The sequence below is a fragment of the Micromonospora sp. NPDC092111 genome (assembly GCF_044755745.1).
Lineage (GTDB): Bacteria > Actinomycetota > Actinomycetes > Mycobacteriales > Micromonosporaceae > Micromonospora.
The window spans coordinates 175,391-193,044 of record NZ_JBIVRQ010000001.1 but is presented as its reverse complement, the minus strand read 5'-3'; the positions used below and the strand labels follow the sequence as shown (position 1 = coordinate 193,044).

Below are 17,654 nucleotides of genomic sequence, written 5' to 3'. Positions count from 1 at the left end.
GCTGGCGGGTCGGCGGGGGCCGGTGGGCTGGCGGGGGCCGGCGGGCTGGCGGGCGGCTCAGTTGGTGGCGATGGTGACCGTGCACGTGACACCTCCCGGGCAGCCCAGGCCGACCTCGGCGGCCCGGTCGACGGTGATCCGCGCGACGGCCCCGTCCCCGTCGGCGGGCGTGACCTCGTCGCGGACGGTCAGCTCGGCGTCCCCCGGCGCGGGGGCCGCCACCGTGAAGGCGGCCGGGCTGCGCAGCACCAGGGTGCGCAGCGAGCCGGGGTCGTCCACCCGCAGCACGCAGCCGCCGACGACGGTCAGCACGTCACCGGTACGGTCGCAGTCGGCCCGCACCGTCGCCGGGTCCACCGTGCCGCTGCCGCCGGCCAGCCGGCCCAACCAGCGCACCGCGCCGCCGTCGGCCGGGTCGCCCCGGTCGGCACGCCCCACCCCGACCGCGACCACGAAGAAGACCACCAGCAGCACCGCGACCGCCGCCAGCAGCAGCTTGCGTCGGCCGCTCACGGCCGGTCCGTCGCCTCGGGCAGCTCGGTGAACCGGATCCGGTCCACCCCGGCGAAGTACCGGTCGGTGCCCTGGGTCTTGCCCACCGCGACCAGGGTGAGGGTGTGCGGCCCCCGACCGAGCCGCACCGTGCCGACGTCCTCGACGTCGCGCAGCAGCGGCGCCCGGGAGAAGCCGAGGAAGGTCCCGCCCACCTGGGCCCCGTCGACCTGCCAGATGGTGTTGGCGTAGTCGAACGAGGTGGTGCGGGACACGGCGAACCGCCAGGTGGCGTCGACCGGCAGGTCGACGGTGAGGCTCACCCGGTCGCCGACCGCCAGGCCCTGGAAGAAGAGCTGCTTGTCGCCGGACCAGGGGAACCCGCAGCAGTTCGGCTGCTCCACCACCTTCGCGGCGGCGCCCGCCGGGGATTCCACCTTCGCCCCGGAGACCAGGCTCTCCGCCTCCAGCGTGACGACCCGTGGGGCGGCCGGCGGCGTCGCGCCGTCCGGGCGGGTCACCAGGTAGCCGACCACCGCGCCGACCAGTACCACCAGCACCACCGCCGCGGCGATCCACGGCCACGGCGCCGGCTTGGGCGGGGCGACGGCCCGCACCTCGTACGTCACCCGGCCGCTGGACCGGGAACTCTCCTCCGGCGCGGTGTTCGCCGAGTACGCGAAGCCGGTCATGTCGTAGCGGCGGGGCGCGGTGCCGGCCGGTACGGCGAGGCGGACCAGGAACGACACCGAGTTCTGCCCCGGCACCACCCGCTGCGGCTCGGCCACCGTGAACCACGCGCGCTGGCTGCCCTCCCCGGGGGCCACGTCGAAGACCACGGTGTCCGGGGCCGCACCGGGGTTGGAGACGGTGAAGGTGAGCTCGCCCCGGTTCGCCGGGTCGAGGGTGAACTGTTCGGCGGCGGCGACGACGGCCCATTCGGTGGTCATGGCAGCTCCTCTGGCGACGGCCCGGGCGGGTGGACGGATCCCGGGTCTGGCACGTGGGCCCGGCCGATCGCCGGCCCGTACGGCACGGCACCGGCGTCCGGGCCGGGCGGGTCGGCCGGCGGCGGGGGGCCGGTCGTGGTGTCCGGGGGTGGGGGGTCGGCGAGGACCACCTCGGCGGTCACCGCGGCCGGCTTCTCCGCCTCGACGATCCGCCGGATGACGGTGAGCAGGCCGGCGGCGGCCGGCGGCACCCGGACCACCAGGTGGAACGGGCAATCGGCCGGTTCGTCCAGGACGAAACCGGTGATCCCGGTGGCCAGCTCCAGCGCGGTACGCATCCCGTACGGGGTGCCCCGCCAGCGGGCCAGCAGCGCGCCGTGCGCGACCAGGTCCCGCAACCGGCCGACCGGCAGCGGCGGCGGGGCGTCCGGCCGGGGCGGGCCGAGCACGTGGTCCATCGCCACCCAGCGGGTCAGGTAGCCGGCGAACCCGTCGGGCGTGCGGTACGCGGCGAACAGCGCGTCCACGTCGGCGAGCAGCGCCTCGTCCGGCGCGTGCAGCGCCTCCATCACGTCCAGCAGCGCGCCCAGCACGCTGCCCGGGCCGGCGGCCCGTTGGTACGCCGCGGGCAGCAGCCGCTCAATCGCCGTTCGGCGCATCCTGCCGCACCACCTCGATGTCGTGCTCGCCGGAGCAGAGCAGCCAGGTGTCGGGAACGGTCACCACGTCGGCGGTGGCCTGGTTGGCGCTGGCCGTCCAGTCGGCGGCGTCGCCGCTGCGGTACACCCCGCGCTCGCCGCCGGCGAGGATCAGCCGGTCGGCGCCGCCGGTGCCGGCGATCGCGTCCACCGGCACGAACCGGGTCCGGTCGCGCAGCGGCAGGCCGCAGTTGACCATCACCGGCTGCCACTGCGGCTGGGCGGCCAGGGTGTCCAGCCGGACCACCCCGCCGCTCTGCGTGGCGGCCACCGCCTGGGTGCCGACGAAGGCGAGGTCCCGGCAGGTGCCGCCGATCCAGCCGGCCTGCACCTGCTGCCACTTCACGTCGGACTCGAACAGCCGGGTGCGGTGGCAGCCCTGCCCCGGCTTCTTCGGGTCCGGTTCGCCGGCACCGGCCCAGAGCAGGGTGGCCGGGCCGTCGTACTGCACGGCCAGGACCCGGTTGTCCACGTTGGCCAGGCCGACGTGGGCGAAGCTGCCGGGGCGGCCCCCGGCGGTGGACAGGTACACCCCGAAGCTCGCCTGCGCGGCGACCGCCACCCCCGGCGCGCCCCGCTCGGAGACGAACGACCGGACGGCGTAGAAGCCCCGGTCGGCGTCGGCCGGGTCGACCAGGATCTGCAACGGCACCGACCCGGGCAGCAGCGAGACCTCGTACAGGCCGGTGTCGGTGGTCAGCAGCAGCGCGCCCGCGCCGTCCCGGTCGATCCAGGCCAGATCGGTGATCCGCGAGTCCAACCCGGTCAGCGGCGACCAGGTCTCCCCGAGGTCGGTGCTCAGGTACACCCCGGAGCCGCCGGCGGCCCTGCTGGTCACCACCGCCACCGAGCCGGGCCGGGGCACGACGCCGGGGCGTACCGGGGCGGGGGCCGGGGCGACCCGGACCACCGTCTCGTCGTCGAACCGGCCGGCGGGTTCCCAGCCCGCCCCGGCGTCGGTGGAGCGGAACAGCACCGGGCCGCGCCCGGCGTACCAGGTGCGGGCCTGGTACTGGTCGACGGCGAGGGCCCGGACCTGCGCGTCGGGCGCCTCGTCCACCACGAACCGGACCGACTCGACGTAGCGCACCCCCGGCTCGGCGTGCTCCAGCATCCGGTACACGTTGGAGGCGCGCAGCGGCTCGCCGAACGCCCAGCCGGCCGGGTTCAGCCCGGTGGGCAGCGGGCTGAGCGTCTGGTGCAGCCGGTCGTGGATGCGCCGCCGTACCGCCTCGACGTCCTCCTCCCGGCGCACCACCACCCGGGCCCGGATCGAGACCGCCTTGTAGCGGGCCCAGCCGGCCCGGCAGCAGGTGCCCAGCGCCCGCCGCCGGTCCAGGTCCGCCTCGACCCGGCGGCGGGCCTCCTCCACCTCGTGCGCGCGCAGCACCGACACCGGCAGCCGGCCGCCCGGCCGGGCCTCGGCCGGCACGTACGGCACCAGCACCACCTCGACCTCGCCGGGCCGGGCGAAGCTGTACACCGCCGAGCGGGTGAACGCCCGGGCCCGGGAGACCCCGCCGGAACCGGCCGCCAGGATCTCGAAGTCCCGGGCGGTGACCGCGCGCTGCTGGGCGAAGAACTCGTACGGCCCACGGACCAGCGCCGAGTCCAGCGTCTCCATGTCCCGCCCGCCGCCGGCCGGCTCCGGGTTCTCCGCGCGTACCCCGGGCAGCGGGTCGCGCAGGCTGGTCAGCGTTCCGGCGGCGACGTTGCCGGCCCGCCCGCCGCCGGCCCGGTACCAGAGCCGGACCCGGGCCCCGGCCGGCGGCACCGCCGCCACGGTGACCAGCCCGCCGGAGGTCGGGACCCGGGCCGGGTCGCCGGCCGGCGCGGCGGCGTGCGGGTCGCCGTCGGCCGGCCGCAGGTCCAGCGCCGGGGCGAAGGTGACCACCCCGGAGCAGCGGTCCACCAGGTAGACCTTGGCCTGCGCGCCGACGCCGGCGAAGCTGTCCACCGGCCGCCAGATCTCGTAGGTGCGTCCGTCGTGCTCGCGGGCCGCCGCGCCCAGTTCCACCGAGCCGGCCGGCACCTCCACCCCGAGCAGCAGGTCCAGCGGTTCGGCGGTGCGCGCCAGCGGCGCCCGCGCGGCCCGTAGCACCTGTCCCGGCTGGCCGGTGCCGGTGCCCAGCAGCTCGGCCTCGACCGGCTCGCAGTGGTGCGTGCGGACGGTCACCTCGTCCGCGCCGGCCGGCAGCAGCGCCGGCTCGGTGGTGACGAAGACGACCGGCTTCGGGTCGGCGCCCCGGGCCGCCGCGATCCGGGTGCCGGCCGGGATGCGCACCGCGCCCCGGTCCCCGCCGGTCCGGGTGAGGCGGACGTCCGCCCAGGCCGCCGTGGGGGCGTGCCGGGTGACCCCGAGCAGGTTGAGGAACTGCACGTACGCCTTCTCCGGCAACTGGTTCAGCCGGAAGATCATCACCTCGGTGAGGTGGGCGAACGCCTCCACCAGGGCGATGCCCGGGTCGTGCGCGGACAGGTCGGTCCAGCCGGGGCAGGACTGCCGGATCCGTTCCCGGGCCTCGCTGACCAGGTCGAGGAAGGCACGGTCGTCGAGGTGCGGCACGGGCAGCGTCATGACGGGTCCCCCTCGGCGTGGTCACGGTGCCCGGCGGCGGCCGGGTCCCCGGCGACCGGGTCGGCGTCGTCGGGGAGCAGGTCGACGGAGAAGACCAGTTGCCCGGGGGAGAGGCTGGCCCGCACCCGGTAGTCCAGCCGGATCACCAGTCGCCACGGGTCGTCCGGGTCCGGGCCGGCGTCCACGTCGATCACCTCGACCCGGGGTTCCCAGCGCCGGATCGCCTGCCGCACGTAGTGGATGGCCAGCCCGGCGGTGGTGTCGTCGGTGGGGGCGAACACCAGCCGGTGCAGCCGTGACCCGTACCCCGGGCGCATCAGCCGCTCGCCCGGCGTGGTGGACAGCAGCAGGTAGAGCGCCTGGCGTACCGTCTCGTCGCCGTCGGTCATGGCCAGGCCGCCGGCGGCGGTCAACGCCAGGCCACCGGCGCGGCCGGCGTCGAAGCCGGCCCCGACGAACCGGAACGCCCTCATCGGTCGGCCTCCACCAGGTGCTGCCGGGGGTCGCGGACCCGGTGGTGGACCAGGCCCGGCGGGGTGCCGTCGGTGAGCCCGTCCAGGTGCGACAGCACGATCCGGTGCCCGTCGACCCGCAGCCAGTCGCTGTAGCCGACCCGGACCGGCAGGGTCTTCGCGCACGGTTTGATCGTCGGCCCGTAGTTGGGGCAGGCCACGATGTCCCGTCCCTCGGGGTCGCTGTCGACCAGCACCGGCACGCCGGTGACGGTCAGCCAGCGCTGCGCCGCCCGGTTGGTGACCCGGCCGTCGTGGTCGCAGGCGAGCACGGAGTTCAGGTGGATCCAGCGCATCAGCCACCTCCGGAGTGGGCGCGGGCGAGCGCGCCGGCCTGTTGCCGGGCGGTCGCCGCGTCCTCGGTCGCGTCGGCGTGCAGGAAGTCGACGCTGCGGGCCCGCACCACCATGGCCCTGCCCGGCGCGGAGAGCACCAGGTCGGTCGCGGCGTGCAGGGTGGTCAGCTCGGGGGACAGCTCCAGGAAGCTGCCGCCGTCGGTGGCCAGCCGCACCGTCCGCGCGGCGTCGTCCACCACGATGGTCTGGCCGCTGCCGGTGCGCACCGACCACCGGCCGGAGCGGCCGTCGGCGATCCCCGCGTCGTACGGCGGGACGGTGCCGAACAGCGAGCCGAGCACCACGCCGGAGGCGGGCTCCCCGCCGGGGAGCGCCACCAGCACGGTGTCGTCCGGGTCGGGCAGCGCCACGATGCCCTTGTCCCGCCCCGCGCCGGGGCAGAGCACGGCGAGCCAGCCGGCGTCCAGGTCCCCGTACGCTGGCAGGGTCACCCGGACCCGGCCGAGCCGGTCCGGGTCGTCCACCCCGGTGACGGTGCCGAGGGTGACCACCGCCCCGCCGGTCGTCCCGCCGGTCGGGGCGGCCGGCGGGACGGTGGAGAACCGGGTCAGGTGACCGTTGCCGTCGATCGTGTGCACCACCTCGGTGAGCACGTAGACCCCGGCCAGGTCGTCGGCCACCCCGGACACGTCGATCCGGCGGCCGGGCCGCAGCGCCGGGTCGCCCTCGGCGACCCCCTCGGCGGTGACCAGCGCGGCCACCCGGGTGTCCAGGCCGGCCTGGGCGAGCGCGGCCAGCTCGTCGTCGCTGCGGCCGGGCTGGTCCACGGCGGTGCGGACGCCGTCCGCGCCGACCGCCGCCGGGTCCGGGTCGAGCGGGACCCGCCGGCCGGTACGGGCGGTGTCGACCCGCTGGCCGAGCGGCTCGGCCCGCTGCGGGTGCCAACCCAGGGCGGCGCTGCCCCCGGCGGCCCGGTCCAGGTTGGCCGCCACCCGCAGCGAGTGCAGCGTGCGGCCCAGGGCCAGCGGCACCGGCTCGCCGTGGCCGTCGAGGGTGACCAGCCGCAGCCGGTCGCCGTCGCCGGCCAGGTGCAGCCCGGCCCGGCCGGCCACCTCCAGCAGCAGCTCAAGGTCGCTGTGCCGGTGCTGGAGCAGCCGTTCCAGCCGAGGCCCGTCGGCGTCGGCGTCGACGTCGAGGCCCACCTCGGCACACAGGTCGCGGGCCAGCTCGACGGCGGTGACCGACTCGAAGACCCGCAGCCGCTGCCGCTTGCGCAGCCGGTGCAGCAGGTCGTACCCGCGCAGCCGGAGCAGGGCCGCGCTGTCGGCGGCGTACTCCACCTCGACGCAGGTGACCTCGCCGGTGAACAGCGGTCGATCGTCGAGCCGGACGTCCAGGGTCGCGCCGGTCGGCACCGCGGGGCCGGGGCCGAGGTCCAGCGCGGCCGGTCCCGGCCCGGCCGCGTAGACCACCTCGCACTGGGTGGGCTGGTCCAGCCGGGCGGCCACCCGCACCGACCGGAGCCGGCCGGCGGGCGCCCCGTCGAGCGGCGCCCCGTCGAGGAGCACGGACGGTCGGGCGGTCACCGGACGTCACCTCCGGTCGTGCTGGTCACCGGGGGCACGGCCAGGGCGGTGCCGACCGGCACCGTGAACGGGTCGGTGATCCGGTTGTGTTCGGCGAGCAGCCGCCAGCGCAGCGGCGAACCGAGCGCGTCGTGGCTGAGCAGGTCGAAGCGGACCCCGGAGTAGCCGGGCGTGGCGGAGCCGTCCCCGGCGGCCACCACCGCCGAACCGGGGGTCGCGGCGGGGGTCGCCGCGGCGGCCAGTTCCTCCTCGAAGCCGTCCTGCGCCTCGTCGGCCGACTCGGTCACCCGCAGCAGCTTCAGCCGCAGCCAGGATCGGCGGGGTGAGCCGGTGAGGGTGAACGCGTCGAACCGTTCGGCGATGGCGACCACCACCCCGGGCACGTTCCAGGTCTTGCCCCAGACCAGCCGGACCAGCGGCGGACGCTGCCAGCCGTGCGCGACGGCCGAGTTCTCCGCCAGCATCCACAGTGGTCGGGTCAGCGTCCGGACGTCCTCCGGCCGGGTCTGCGCCTCCACCAGGTCGGTGTCGAAGAGCAGGTCCAGCACCAGTTCGGTGCGTCCGCCGCCGGTGAACACCAGCGGGTCGTCGGCCAGGCCGGCCCCGGTGAGCTGTCCGTCGCCGACGCCCCGGGGTCGTACCCCGGCGACCCGGGTGACCCGCACGGTCTCCGGGTTGAGCAGGCAGTCGACCCGGGCTCCGGACTCGTCGACGAGGAAGGCCACCCGTTCCATCAGGACCCCCGCTGTTCGGCGTCGAGCCGGCTGAGCGGGGCCCCGTCGAGCGCCGCCGCCGTCGGCAGCCGTCCGGCCGGGTCGTCCGGCAACGCCGGCCACCGGTCACCGGCCGGGCCTGCGGTCGTCTCCGGTACGCCCACCCGGGCGGCCGGCTCGTCGGGCAACGCCGGCCACGGGTCACCGGCCGGCACGGGCGCGTCGACCGTCCACCCGGACCCGGAACGGGCCCACCCGGCGGTGCCCAGGTGGCGGGGCCGGCGGCCGTCGGGGTCGGGGTCGACCGGGGTGGACGTCCCCGGGCCCGCCCCGCCGTCGCCCGGCGGGCCGGTGCCGGGCCAGCCGGCGATCCGTCCGGTGGCGCCGTTCCCGAGGCGGGCCAACCCGGCTCGTGGGGTGTGGCCGGCGGGTGCGGTCGGGCCGGCGGGGACGGCCAGGCCGGTGTGGAAGGCGGGGCTGGCGGGGAAGGGCTGGCTGGCGGGGAAGGTCGGGCGGCCGGTGCCGGCCGGGTCGCGCCGCCGGGTCGCCGGGCCCCCGGCTGGCCCGGGTGCGCCGGCCGACCGGGAGGTGGCTGCGGCCTCCGGGTCCGGTCCGGCGACCGGCCATCCGGTCCGTCGACCGTCGACCCCCGCCCGCTGTCGAGGGGGTGCCCAGCCGTCCCCGGGCCGGCCCTCGGGATGGACCGGGCCGTGGGAGGACGGCTGTCGGCCGGTGTCGCGTCCGGTGTCCGACCGGTCGCCGTCCCGCCCGTCGCCGTCGGCGCGGCCGACGCCGCCCGGCACCGCCGGGCGGATCCTCCACCGGGCCGGGTGATCCCCGACGCCGGCCGGTGTCCGGCCGGCGGCCCGGGTGCCCGGCGGCCCGGGTGGTGGGTCGCCGAGCCGCCCGCCGTCGCCGGACCCGGTCCGGCGTGGACCGGCGTCGTCCCGTCCGCCCGGCCGGCGGTCGAGGTCCTCCGGCCCCGCTGCCCCGACCGGCCCCGCCGCCCCGAGTGGCCCCGCCGCCCCGAGTGGGCCGGCCGGCCGACCGGGACCGGCCGGGCCGGCCGACCAGGCCGTCCCGGCGGGGTGCGCCGGCCAGTCCGCGCCCGCCGGCCGGGCCGCCCCGGTCGGGTGGACCGGCCGGGCCGCCCCGGTGGGCGCTTCCGGCCAGGCGGCCGTGGCCGGGTCCGGCCACGGAGCTGCGGTGCGGTCCGCCGGCCGGGGGTGTCCGGGCCACGCCGGCTCCGTCGGGGATCCGGGCCGCGCCTGGGCCGGCCGGCCGGGCCGGGCCACCTGCGGCGGGTACCCGGGGGAGGCGGGCCACGCGGCGGCCGCCCGGTCACCCGGGGACCGGTCGGTGGCCGGCTGCCCGGAGCGGGTCGGCTCCGCCGGGAAGCCGGCGGGCGCGGGGGAGGACTGTCCGGGTACCCCCTCGGTGGTCGCGGCCCACCCGTCGGCGGCGGCCGGGCGGTCCGGGTCGTCGGGGGCGGGGTCCAGGTCGCGTAGCAGGCCGGGGGCGTGCGCGGCGACCAGCCGCAGCCAGTGCTCCGGCGGCTGCCCCGCCCGGCGCGTCGGACCGGCCGGGGTGGCGTCCGGGGGCTCCGGATCGGTCCGGGCCACCGCGTCGGCGGCGGCCCGCAGCCGCGCGGCCAGCCAGCTACGCGGTCGTGGGTGCTGCGGCACTGCCGGCCTCCAGCTCCAGCCCCTCGTACGCCAGCGTCAGCGCCACGATGGCGATCTCCTGGGAGAGGGTGTGCAGGTGCGCGCCGTGCCACCGCATCGGCCACGCGTTGATCAGGTTCCAGCGCAGTACCTCGGTGGTGCCGGCGGCGTCCAGCAGCACCACCGACACGTTGCGCCGGCTCACCGTCCCCGTCGCGGCGGTGTGCACCCAGTCCCACAGCTCCCGGGACGGGGTCAGCCCGAAGTGCAGGGTCACCGGCGCGTAGTCGACCTGCCCCGGCACCGCCCGGACCCGGTCGTTGCCGGCCTCCCGGTACGCCAGCCGGGCGATGGTCATCTCCAGGCCGCTGACCTCGGTGAAGTGTCCGTTGGTGATGCCGTTGATGAGCAGCTTGAAGTTGTACGCCCGGTACGGGTCGACCGGGGCGCCCGGCTGCGGCGTGGCCGTGGTCGGCATGTCAGCCTCCAATCGTCTCGGTCTCGGTGCCGCCGGCCCACTGGCTCAGCTTGAACACCACGAACTCCGCGGGCTTCACCACGGCTATGCCGATGTGCGCGACCACCATCCCGGCGTCGCGGACGTCGGCCGGGTTGGTCTCCTCGTCGCACTTGACGAAGAACGCCTCCTCGGGCGTGCGCCCCAGCAGCGCCCCGTCGCGCCACACCCGGGTCAGGAAGGCGCCGATGTCCCGACGGATCGACCGCCACAGCGAGTAGTCGTTCGGCTCGAACACCATCCACCGGGTGCCGTTGGCGATCGCCTGCTCGATGGAGATCGACAGCCGCCGTACGTTGAGGTAGCGCCACTCGCTGGCCTCGGCGGCCAGGGTGCGGGCGCCCCAGACCCGGATGCCCTCGCCAGCGAAGTACCGGATCACGTTGACCCCCTTGGGGTTCAGCACGTCGTGTTCCGGCCGGGTGACCAGGTACTCCAGGTCGACGGCGCCGCGTACCGGCTCGTTGGCGGGGGCCTTGTGCACGCCGCGCAGCGCGTCCGTGCGGGCCCAGATGCCGGCCATGTGCCCGCTCGGCGGGGTGAGCACCAGCTCGCCGCTGAGCGGGTCGCGTACCCGCAGCCAGGGGAAGTAGAAGGCGCCGAAGTCCGACTGCCGGGGCCGGTACGCGGTGGCCGTGGCACCGTCGTCGTCGGCCGGTCTCGCCGCCGGGTCGGCCGGCTTGCCGTCGGCCGGCTTCGGTCCGCCGTCGGCCGGCCTGCCGCCGGTGGGGCGGGCGGGGCCCGGGGTGGCCACCCGGGTCAGCGTCGACACGTCCTCGATGCCGGGCGCCGGGTCGCAGATCGCCACCATGGTGCGCAGCCGCTCGGCCATGCTCAGCAGCGCCTCGTGCGACACCGGGTCGTGGAAGCCGGGGGCGGCGAGGATGGCCACCTCGTCCACCGCCTCCAGCAGTTGCAGGCCGGTACGGCGCTGGCCGGAGCCGGTGATCTGGCCGCCCTCGCCGACGTTGACCACCCAGCAGCGGGTGCCGCCGTTGTCCAGGAAGCCGAAGACCGCCCGGGCCAGCGGGGTGCTCTCCAGGTGCTCCCCGTCGGCGTAGAGCCGCAGGAACTCCGACCAGCTGTTCACCGCCAGCGCCCGGTCGACGTGCGCGGTGCGGTCCGGGGCGACCCCGACGAAGGCGGCGGTGCTCAGGCCGACCGGTCCGATCGGCCGGGCGCCGCTGGGCACCTCCTCGACGTAGATGCCGGGGGAGAAGTAGTGGGGCATCGGTCCTCCTGTACGCGGGCGGTCCGGGTCAGCGGGCCGGCGGTTCGCAGACGATGACGATGTCCGCGTCGGCCGGGTCGACCTCGGCGGTGAGGGTGCCGCCCCGGCCGACCAGGCGTAGCCGGACCGGCTGGCCGGGCTGCTCCGGGTCGTGCGGGACGCCGGTGATCCGGAACCGGCCGGCGGTGTCGGTGTGCGTGGCGTACGGGGTGCCGACCAGCTCCACCCGCATCGCGGCCAGCGGCTGCTCCTGCGGGCCGACGACCCGACCGGTCAGGTCCCGGATGCCGAGCTGGCGCAGCCGCAGCGGGTGCAGCACCGGTGGGGCCGCCGGCAGCGGGCGGGCGAGCTGGGCCGGCACGTCGACCAGCAGCGCGGGGCGGGGGGTCGCCCCCAGCGTCACCCACAACGCCGGGTCGCCGGCCTCCAGCACCAGCTCCGGCTCGCCCGCCTCGGCGGCGGCGGCGAGGACCCGGTCCAGCCCGGCCAGCGCCGCCGGTCCGGCGGCGCTGACCAGGTAACGGATCGTGAAGCGGTACGGCTCGCGGGCCCCGGTGCCCCGGGTCTGCCGGGCCGGCCGCAGGGCCAGCGGCCACATGGTCAGCCCGGCGTCGCCGTCGGTGGGCGGGCCGACCGGGACGTCCTCGCCGGCCGCCCCGGCCAGCCAGGCCGCCAGGTCGGCGGTGGCCGCCTCGATCGGTCCCCGCCCGGCGTCGGTCATCGCGGCGGCGTCCCCTGGATCCGGTACGCGATGGCCTCGTTCCACACGTGCGGGTAGACGCCGATCTCGAAGTACCGGGTGAACCGGTTGATCGGCGCGTTGGTGTGGTCGTGCCAGAGCAGCCAGACCGGGGCGATGGTGAACAGGACGTAGTTCAGGGCGACCAGCGGCAGGTAGAGCGGCCCGAGCAGCCGGGCCTGGAAGATGTGCACGTCCTCGTGTCGTTGGATGCCGGAGTTGGCGCCGGCGCAGACCGTGCCGATGGTGGTGGCGTAGCGCGGGGAGACCCCCTCGACCACGTTGACCCGGCAGTGGTGCTGTGCGGTGGGCCGGTCCAGCGAGTGGCCGAAGACCAGGTGCGCGGCCAGGTAGAGCGCCCCGGCGGCGGTGTTCGGCAGGCTCCAGGTGTGGTCCACGATGAAGAGCAGGACGCCCCGGACGTCCGGGCCGTACACCTGGGCGGAGCTGACCGCCCAGCCGAACGGGGCGCCGACCAGCAGCCCGACGACCGCGCCGACCAGCAGCCCGACGGACCCGCCGGCCTGCCCGCCGAGCGCCGCGCCGAAGAGGACGTGCACGGCGGCGCTGATGATGCCGTAGACCATGACGGTCACCTCTCTCAGACCCAGGAGCGGACGAAGCGGGGCTCACGCCCCTGCGCGAGCCGGGACGGCGACGCCTGGGTCGGCTGCCGGTTGCCGGGCGGTAGCTGGTTGATGCCGAGCGCGGCGGAGAAGATGACCAGCCCGTTGAAGAACGCGATGATCCACTTTTGGGCGCCGGCTTCGGTGGCGAACGCCGCGGTGGCGTACGACAGGGCCAGGGCGACGCCCAGCGCGATCCATTTGCGTGCCTTGTCGCTGTCCGGTCCGAGCAGGCCGCCGATGACGTTGGCGGTGAGCAGGGTGGCGGCGCTGGCCCCGGCCACGCTGCCGAGGGCGGCCCAGGTGAAGAGATCGTTCACGGCGATCTCCCTTCGGATGGTGCGGAAGGGGGTGTGGTGGTGGTGAGGTGCGACGGCCGGGCGGGGCGGGAGTTCCGCCGGGCGGGCCGCCCGGGTGTCGGTGGTGCGCTCGCGGGTCAGGCCGGCCCCGGATGGTCGGCCGGTGGCGTGGGTCCGGTGCCGCCGGGCGGGCCTCCCGGGGCGGCCGGCGGGCCGGCGGTGCGGCCCCGGCGGCGGACCAGGACGGCGACGACCACGCCGGCCAGCAGCAGGACCAGCACGGCGCCGGCCACCAGCAGCCAGGGGAAGGAGCCCTGGTCGCTGCCGGCGGCGGCGGCCGAGGTGGCCGGCGAGGTGGGCTTCGGCGGGGCTTCGGCGATCGCCCGCAACTCGGTCGGCTTGGCCTGGTTGGCGACGACCTTCCAGGTGACCGAGCGTCCGCTGACCGTGCCGTTGGTGTCGATCACCCGGCCGGGAAAGGTCACGGAAATCTCGAACGACATCAACCGCATGAAGTACTGCTGGTTCTGCGGATTCTGTTGGGCTACTTTTCCGCCGTATTTCTCGGGGTCGAGCGGCAGGCTGAACCGGTAGAGATCACCGTCTCGGACAAGATTCACACTCTCGCTGGTGAAATCCTTCAGCGGAGTGTGGTGGTAGGTGATCTGGGCGCCGTAGTAACGCGCGTCCTCGTAGCTGGTCTCCTCACCCGGTGGCAGGGTGGGGATGTTCTCCCGCAGCTCGGCGAAGGCCGCCGCGACATTCGTGTTCCTGGAGCTGAGCAGGGATTTCTCGGCGGTGAGGAGCAGTTGCCCGTCGATGGTGTCGTCGGCGTTGACGGTCAGGCCGAGGTTGAGCTGCATGCAGCCGGCGAGCAGCGTCACCAGCGCGAGACACACCGCGACCCGCAATGCCCTGCCGCGCATGAGTCCCGTATTCATGGCCACAGTGTGTGTGATCGACTTCACTATCAGCAGTCAGCGATCAGTCACAACCGTGTCCCCGATCTTACTGAGCGTCGCTCCCATTCGGCCGAGTCCGGGAAATGGGCGGGGCCGATATTCTGGAGGGTTATTCCCGCCCGCTCGGCGGCGCGGCGGAGCCCGCGCTGTGCCCGCCCGGGGCGCGGCGGCCCGGCCCGGCGGCCGGGACTACCGTGAGGGCCGACCCGAGCGGGTGGAGGAGGCGGCATGGTCCGGTGGAGCTGGTTCCGGGGGGCCGCCGGCCGGCTGCGGCAGGGCTGGCTGCCGGTCGTCGAGACCACTCTGGCGGCGACCGTGGCCTGGATGCTCGCCACCCGGCTGGTCGGCCACCCGCAGCCCTTCTTCGCCCCCGCCGCCGCGCTGATCGTCCTCGGTCAGGCCCGGGGTCAGCGGGTGCGCCGGGCGGTCGAGGTGGTGCTCGGGGTGGCCGCCGGGGTGCTCCTCGCCGACCTGGTGGTCCAGGCCCTCGGACCGCGCACCACCTGGACCGTCTTCACCGTCATCCTGCTGACCGTCGCCCTCGCCGTGGCGATCGGCGCGAGCACCGTCTCCGTGGTGCAGGCCGCGGTCTCCGCCCTCTACCTGGTGGTGGTCGCCCCGCCGACCGAGTCGCTGGTGCCGTTCCGGTTCGTCGACGCGCTGATCGGCGGCGGGGTGGCGGTGGTGGCCAGCCAGCTCATCGACGCCCGTCGGCCGCTCGCCCCGCTGGTCGCCGAGTTCCGGCGTACCTTCGACGACCTCGCCGACGTGCTGCGGGAGGTGGCCGCCGGGCTCGACCGGCACGACGAGCCGGCCGCCGTGGCCGCCCTGGAACGGGCCCGGCGGCTCGACGTCGAGCGGCTGCGCGACGCCGTCCTCGCCGCCGGGGAGGCGGTCCGGCTGCACGTCCGCCGACGTCGGCACCTCGGCCGGCTCCGCACGGTGGACGCCTCGATCGGCCAACTCGACTACGCGGTGCGCAACGTCCGGGTGCTGGCCCGGGCCGGGGTCACCCTCAGCCGGCTGGCCAGCCCCGTCCCGCCCGACCTGGGTGGGGCGCTGCGCTTCCTCGCCGACGCCGTCGAGGCCGCCGGCCGGGCGCTCGCCGCCGACCTCGACGGGGCGGAGCAGGCCGGCGACCGGCACGCCGAGGACGCCGACCGGGCCGCCCTGGCGGCGGTCCGGATCGCCGGGCAGCTCTTCACCCCCGGCCAGACCCTGCCGCTGGCCATGATCGTCGGCCAGATCCGGGCCACCGCCATCGACCTGCTGCGCGGGGTACGCACCGACGACGACGCCGCCGTGCTGGCCCGGGTGGACGAGGCGCTCGGGCTGCCCGCGCTCTGACCTTATGTGGTAAGGGGCGCATACTGCTTGTGGTCGTGACGGATCGGGTGTGAGATCGACGGCGAGGACGCCGTACCCCCGGAAGGACCGCCGTGCCGTGAGCGCCACCGCCACCCCGCCCCGCAGCGCCGTACTCCGGACGGTGCTGGCCGCCCGCACCGGCGTCGCGGTGGTCTTCGCCCTCAACGGCCTCGCCGTGGCCACCTGGTTCTCCCGGGTCCCCGCGGTGCGCGAGGCGCTCGGGCTCAGCGCCGGCCGGCTCGGCCTGCTGCTGCTGGCCATGTCCGGTGGTGCGCTGCTGGCGCTGTCCTCCGCCGGCCTGGTGACCCAGCGCCTCGGCCCGGCCCGCACCGTGGCCCTCTCCACCGTGCTGGTGGCGGTCGGGCTGGCCGGGGTGGGAGTCGCCACCGGGGCGGTCGGCTCGCTGCCCGGCGTCGCGGTCGGCCTGTTCGCCGTCGGCTACGGCTCCAGCACCTGCGACGTCGCGATGAACGTCGAGGGCGTGACGGTGGAGAAACGGCTGGGCCGGACCATCCTGCCCCGCTTCCACGCGGCGTGGAGCCTGGGCTCGGTGGCCGGCGCGGGTCTCGGCGCCGGGGCCGCCCGGGTCGGCGTGCCGATCGCCGTCCACCTGGCGGTGCTGGCCGTGGTGGTGCTCGGCGGCACCCTGCTCGGTGCCCGGCGGTTCCTGTCCGCGCCGGCCGCGTCGACCGTCGACGGGGCCGCGTCGACCGGCCGGAGTGGCCTGCTGGCGGCCTGGCGGGAGCCGCGCACCCTGCTGATCGGCGCGTTGGTGCTGATCATGGCGTTCACCGAGGGCAGCGCGAACGACTGGCTGGCCGTCGCGTTCGTCGACGGCTACGGGATGAGCGAGGCCGCCGGGGCCGCCGTCTTCGGGGTGTTCGTCGTCGGCATGACGATCGGCCGGACCGGGGGCACCGTCGCCATCGACCGCTGGGGCCGGGTCCCCGTGCTGCTCGGCACGATCGGGCTGGCCGCCGCGGGCGCCCTCCTGGCGGTGCTCGCCGGGTCCGGCCCACTCGCCGTCGCCGGGGTGGTGCTCTGGGGGCTCGGCGCGTCGCTCGGCTTCCCGGTCGGGATGAGCGCCGCCGCCGACGACGAGGACCGGGCGCCGGCCCGGGTCAGCGTGGTCGCGATGATCGGCTACACGTCGTTCCTGGCCGGCCCACCGTTGCTGGGCCTGCTCGGCGACCACGTCGGCACGCTGCACGCCCTGCTGGTGGTGCCCCTGCTGCTGGTCCCGGCGCTGGCCCTGGTGCCGGTGACCCGTCCGCCGATCGCCCCCGGACCCATCGCTCCAGTACCGAAAAACTAGCAGTCACCGGGCGTCGCCGGTATCGGGTGCGCGGCTGACTGCGCCGGCCACCGGCGCTGGCTAGGGTCGCCGGATGCCTACTGAGAAGATCACCGCGGGGGCCGCGGGTGACTGGACCCTGGGCGACCGCACCGTACGCCGGATGGGCTTCGGCTCGATGCGGATCACCGCCCACCCCGACCGGGACCGCGCGGTCCGCGTCCTGCGCCGGGCCGTCGAGCTGGGGGTCGACCACGTCGACACCGCCGCCTTCTACGTCTCGCCGGGCGGCACGCTGAACGTCGGCACCGGCCCCACCCGGTACGCCACCGACCTGATCCGCGCCGCACTCGCGCCGTATCCGGACGACCTGGTGATCGCCACCAAGGTCGGCTTCCGGTACGACCCGGCGACCGGGCTCGGCGAGGACGCCGGCCCGGCCGCGCTGCGTACCCAGGTGGAGGAGAATCTGCGCCGACTCGGCCGTGACCACCTCGACCTGGTCAACCTGCGGATCGTCAAGCGGCCCGCGCCGGACTCCGTGGCGGAGCGCTTCGGCGCGCTCGCCGCGATGCGCGAGGCCGGGCTGATCCGGCACCTCGGCCTCTCCAACGTCCGCCTCGACCACCTCGACGAGGCCCAGACCGTCGCCCCGGTGGTCTGCGTGCAGAACAGCTACGCCCTGGACAACCGTGGCGACCAGGACGCCCTGCTGCGCGAGTGCGGCGCGCGTGGGATCGCCTACGTGCCCTTCTTCGCCCTCGCCGGCGCCAACCGGGAGGGCGGGGCGCGTACCGACCACGGCGCGGCCGTGCACGCCGTCGCCCGCGCCCACGGTGCCACCGCCCAACAGGTACGCCTCGCCTGGACCCTGCACCAGGGCGCGCACGTGCTGGCCATCCCCGGCACCGGCGACCCGGACCACGTGGCGGAGAACGTGGCGGCCGGCGCGCTCCGGCTCTCCGCCGACGAACTGGCCGCCCTCGGCTGAGCCCGCGCCGGCCCGGCGGGTGCCGGCGGGGTGCTGGCGGGTGACGGTTGGCCGGCGTCGGCCGGGTGGGGGTGCCGCTGGCCGACGGCCGGGTGTCACCTGCTCAGCCGGCTGTCACCCGGCTCGCAGCCGCCTGCC

18 protein-coding genes are annotated in these 17,654 nt (G+C 76.3%); 3 read left to right on the top strand and 15 right to left on the bottom strand.

The genetic code is table 11. The features are described 5' to 3' along the window. Positions 1 to 57: 57 nt before the first annotated feature. From ACIQG9_RS00845 to ACIQG9_RS00775, 15 genes are all read right to left on the bottom strand, one after another. On the bottom strand, positions 58 to 513 hold the full coding sequence (locus ACIQG9_RS00845; RefSeq protein ID WP_400396819.1) for a hypothetical protein: 456 nt from the start codon (positions 511 to 513) through the stop codon (positions 58 to 60). Beyond that, positions 510 to 1,442 carry a hypothetical protein gene (locus ACIQG9_RS00840; protein WP_400396817.1) on the bottom strand — a complete coding sequence of 311 codons (933 nt, stop codon included), beginning with the start codon at positions 1,440 to 1,442 and terminating at the stop codon, positions 510 to 512. Before ACIQG9_RS00840 ends, ACIQG9_RS00845 begins: the two co-directional genes overlap by 4 nt. Then, a complete protein-coding gene (locus ACIQG9_RS00835; RefSeq protein ID WP_400396814.1) occupies positions 1,439 to 2,101 on the bottom strand; it encodes a phage tail protein in 663 nt (220 codons plus the stop codon). The genes ACIQG9_RS00840 and ACIQG9_RS00835 overlap by 4 nt, the downstream gene beginning before the upstream one ends. After that, a complete protein-coding gene (locus ACIQG9_RS00830) occupies positions 2,082 to 4,718 on the bottom strand; it encodes a putative baseplate assembly protein (protein WP_400396811.1) in 2,637 nt (878 codons plus the stop codon). The genes ACIQG9_RS00835 and ACIQG9_RS00830 overlap by 20 nt, the downstream gene beginning before the upstream one ends. Beyond that, a complete protein-coding gene (locus ACIQG9_RS00825) occupies positions 4,715 to 5,191 on the bottom strand; it encodes a GPW/gp25 family protein (protein ID WP_400396808.1) in 477 nt (158 codons plus the stop codon). Before ACIQG9_RS00825 ends, ACIQG9_RS00830 begins: the two co-directional genes overlap by 4 nt. After that, positions 5,188 to 5,526, bottom strand: coding sequence for a hypothetical protein (locus ACIQG9_RS00820; RefSeq protein ID WP_400396805.1), 339 nt, complete (start codon positions 5,524 to 5,526; stop codon positions 5,188 to 5,190). Before ACIQG9_RS00820 ends, ACIQG9_RS00825 begins: the two co-directional genes overlap by 4 nt. Beyond that, complete coding sequence (locus ACIQG9_RS00815; RefSeq protein WP_400396802.1) at positions 5,526 to 7,112, bottom strand: phage baseplate assembly protein V; 1,587 nt, start codon at positions 7,110 to 7,112, stop codon at positions 5,526 to 5,528. The genes ACIQG9_RS00820 and ACIQG9_RS00815 overlap by 1 nt, the downstream gene beginning before the upstream one ends. Further along, the gene (locus tag ACIQG9_RS00810) at positions 7,109 to 7,846 is read right to left on the bottom strand and encodes a hypothetical protein (protein WP_400396799.1); all 738 of its coding nucleotides are present in this window, start codon (positions 7,844 to 7,846) and stop codon (positions 7,109 to 7,111) included. The genes ACIQG9_RS00815 and ACIQG9_RS00810 overlap by 4 nt, the downstream gene beginning before the upstream one ends. Beyond that, positions 7,846 to 9,510 (bottom strand): hypothetical protein, encoded by a 1,665-nt coding sequence (locus tag ACIQG9_RS00805; RefSeq protein ID WP_400396797.1) that lies wholly within the window; start codon positions 9,508 to 9,510, stop codon positions 7,846 to 7,848. Before ACIQG9_RS00805 ends, ACIQG9_RS00810 begins: the two co-directional genes overlap by 1 nt. Further along, positions 9,485 to 9,967: a phage tail protein gene (locus tag ACIQG9_RS00800; protein ID WP_400396794.1), complete on the bottom strand. Its 483-nt coding sequence runs from the start codon at positions 9,965 to 9,967 to the stop codon at positions 9,485 to 9,487. Before ACIQG9_RS00800 ends, ACIQG9_RS00805 begins: the two co-directional genes overlap by 26 nt. A 1-nt stretch (position 9,968) precedes the next feature. Continuing rightward, complete coding sequence (locus ACIQG9_RS00795) at positions 9,969 to 11,237, bottom strand: phage tail sheath family protein (RefSeq protein WP_400396791.1); 1,269 nt, start codon at positions 11,235 to 11,237, stop codon at positions 9,969 to 9,971. A 28-nt stretch (positions 11,238 to 11,265) separates the two neighbouring features. Continuing rightward, the gene (locus ACIQG9_RS00790) at positions 11,266 to 11,958 is read right to left on the bottom strand and encodes a carboxypeptidase-like regulatory domain-containing protein (protein ID WP_400396788.1); all 693 of its coding nucleotides are present in this window, start codon (positions 11,956 to 11,958) and stop codon (positions 11,266 to 11,268) included. Beyond that, entirely contained in the window at positions 11,955 to 12,563 is a 609-nt protein-coding gene (locus ACIQG9_RS00785) for a glycine zipper family protein (protein ID WP_400396785.1), read from the bottom strand. The genes ACIQG9_RS00790 and ACIQG9_RS00785 overlap by 4 nt, the downstream gene beginning before the upstream one ends. A 14-nt stretch (positions 12,564 to 12,577) precedes the next feature. Next, on the bottom strand, positions 12,578 to 12,922 hold the full coding sequence (locus ACIQG9_RS00780) for a hypothetical protein (protein WP_400396782.1): 345 nt from the start codon (positions 12,920 to 12,922) through the stop codon (positions 12,578 to 12,580). A 116-nt stretch (positions 12,923 to 13,038) separates the two neighbouring features. After that, positions 13,039 to 13,842, bottom strand: coding sequence for an LppM family (lipo)protein (locus ACIQG9_RS00775; protein WP_400396779.1), 804 nt, complete (start codon positions 13,840 to 13,842; stop codon positions 13,039 to 13,041). Between the two features lie 249 nt (positions 13,843 to 14,091). Here ACIQG9_RS00775 and ACIQG9_RS00770 point away from each other — a divergent pair, with 249 nt between their 5' ends. From ACIQG9_RS00770 to ACIQG9_RS00760, 3 genes are all read left to right on the top strand, one after another. Next, entirely contained in the window at positions 14,092 to 15,210 is a 1,119-nt protein-coding gene (locus ACIQG9_RS00770) for an aromatic acid exporter family protein (RefSeq protein WP_400396776.1), read from the top strand. 97 nt (positions 15,211 to 15,307) lie between these two features. Then, a complete protein-coding gene (locus ACIQG9_RS00765) occupies positions 15,308 to 16,546 on the top strand; it encodes an MFS transporter (RefSeq protein WP_400396774.1) in 1,239 nt (412 codons plus the stop codon). A gap of 73 nt (positions 16,547 to 16,619) precedes the next feature. Beyond that, the gene (locus ACIQG9_RS00760) at positions 16,620 to 17,516 is read left to right on the top strand and encodes an aldo/keto reductase (protein WP_400396771.1); all 897 of its coding nucleotides are present in this window, start codon (positions 16,620 to 16,622) and stop codon (positions 17,514 to 17,516) included. Positions 17,517 to 17,654: the final 138 nt, after the last annotated feature.

Excerpts from the sequence above, each read along its gene's own strand:
- ACIQG9_RS00840 (WP_400396817.1), bottom strand. The coding sequence starts at position 1,442 with ATGACCACCGAATGGGCCGTCGTCGCCGCCGCCGAACAGTTCACCCTC.
- ACIQG9_RS00835 (WP_400396814.1), bottom strand. The coding sequence starts at position 2,101 with ATGCGCCGAACGGCGATTGAGCGGCTGCTGCCCGCGGCGTACCAACGG.
- ACIQG9_RS00830 (WP_400396811.1), bottom strand. The coding sequence starts at position 4,718 with ATGACGCTGCCCGTGCCGCACCTCGACGACCGTGCCTTCCTCGACCTG.
- ACIQG9_RS00825 (WP_400396808.1), bottom strand. The coding sequence starts at position 5,191 with ATGAGGGCGTTCCGGTTCGTCGGGGCCGGCTTCGACGCCGGCCGCGCC.
- ACIQG9_RS00820 (WP_400396805.1), bottom strand. The coding sequence starts at position 5,526 with ATGCGCTGGATCCACCTGAACTCCGTGCTCGCCTGCGACCACGACGGC.
- ACIQG9_RS00810 (WP_400396799.1), bottom strand. The coding sequence starts at position 7,846 with ATGGAACGGGTGGCCTTCCTCGTCGACGAGTCCGGAGCCCGGGTCGAC.
- ACIQG9_RS00800 (WP_400396794.1), bottom strand. The coding sequence starts at position 9,967 with ATGCCGACCACGGCCACGCCGCAGCCGGGCGCCCCGGTCGACCCGTAC.
- ACIQG9_RS00795 (WP_400396791.1), bottom strand. The coding sequence starts at position 11,237 with ATGCCCCACTACTTCTCCCCCGGCATCTACGTCGAGGAGGTGCCCAGC.
- ACIQG9_RS00790 (WP_400396788.1), bottom strand. The coding sequence starts at position 11,958 with ATGACCGACGCCGGGCGGGGACCGATCGAGGCGGCCACCGCCGACCTG.
- ACIQG9_RS00785 (WP_400396785.1), bottom strand. The coding sequence starts at position 12,563 with ATGGTCTACGGCATCATCAGCGCCGCCGTGCACGTCCTCTTCGGCGCG.
- ACIQG9_RS00775 (WP_400396779.1), bottom strand. The coding sequence starts at position 13,842 with ATGAATACGGGACTCATGCGCGGCAGGGCATTGCGGGTCGCGGTGTGT.
- ACIQG9_RS00770 (WP_400396776.1), top strand. The coding sequence starts at position 14,092 with ATGGTCCGGTGGAGCTGGTTCCGGGGGGCCGCCGGCCGGCTGCGGCAG.
- ACIQG9_RS00760 (WP_400396771.1), top strand. The coding sequence starts at position 16,620 with ATGCCTACTGAGAAGATCACCGCGGGGGCCGCGGGTGACTGGACCCTG.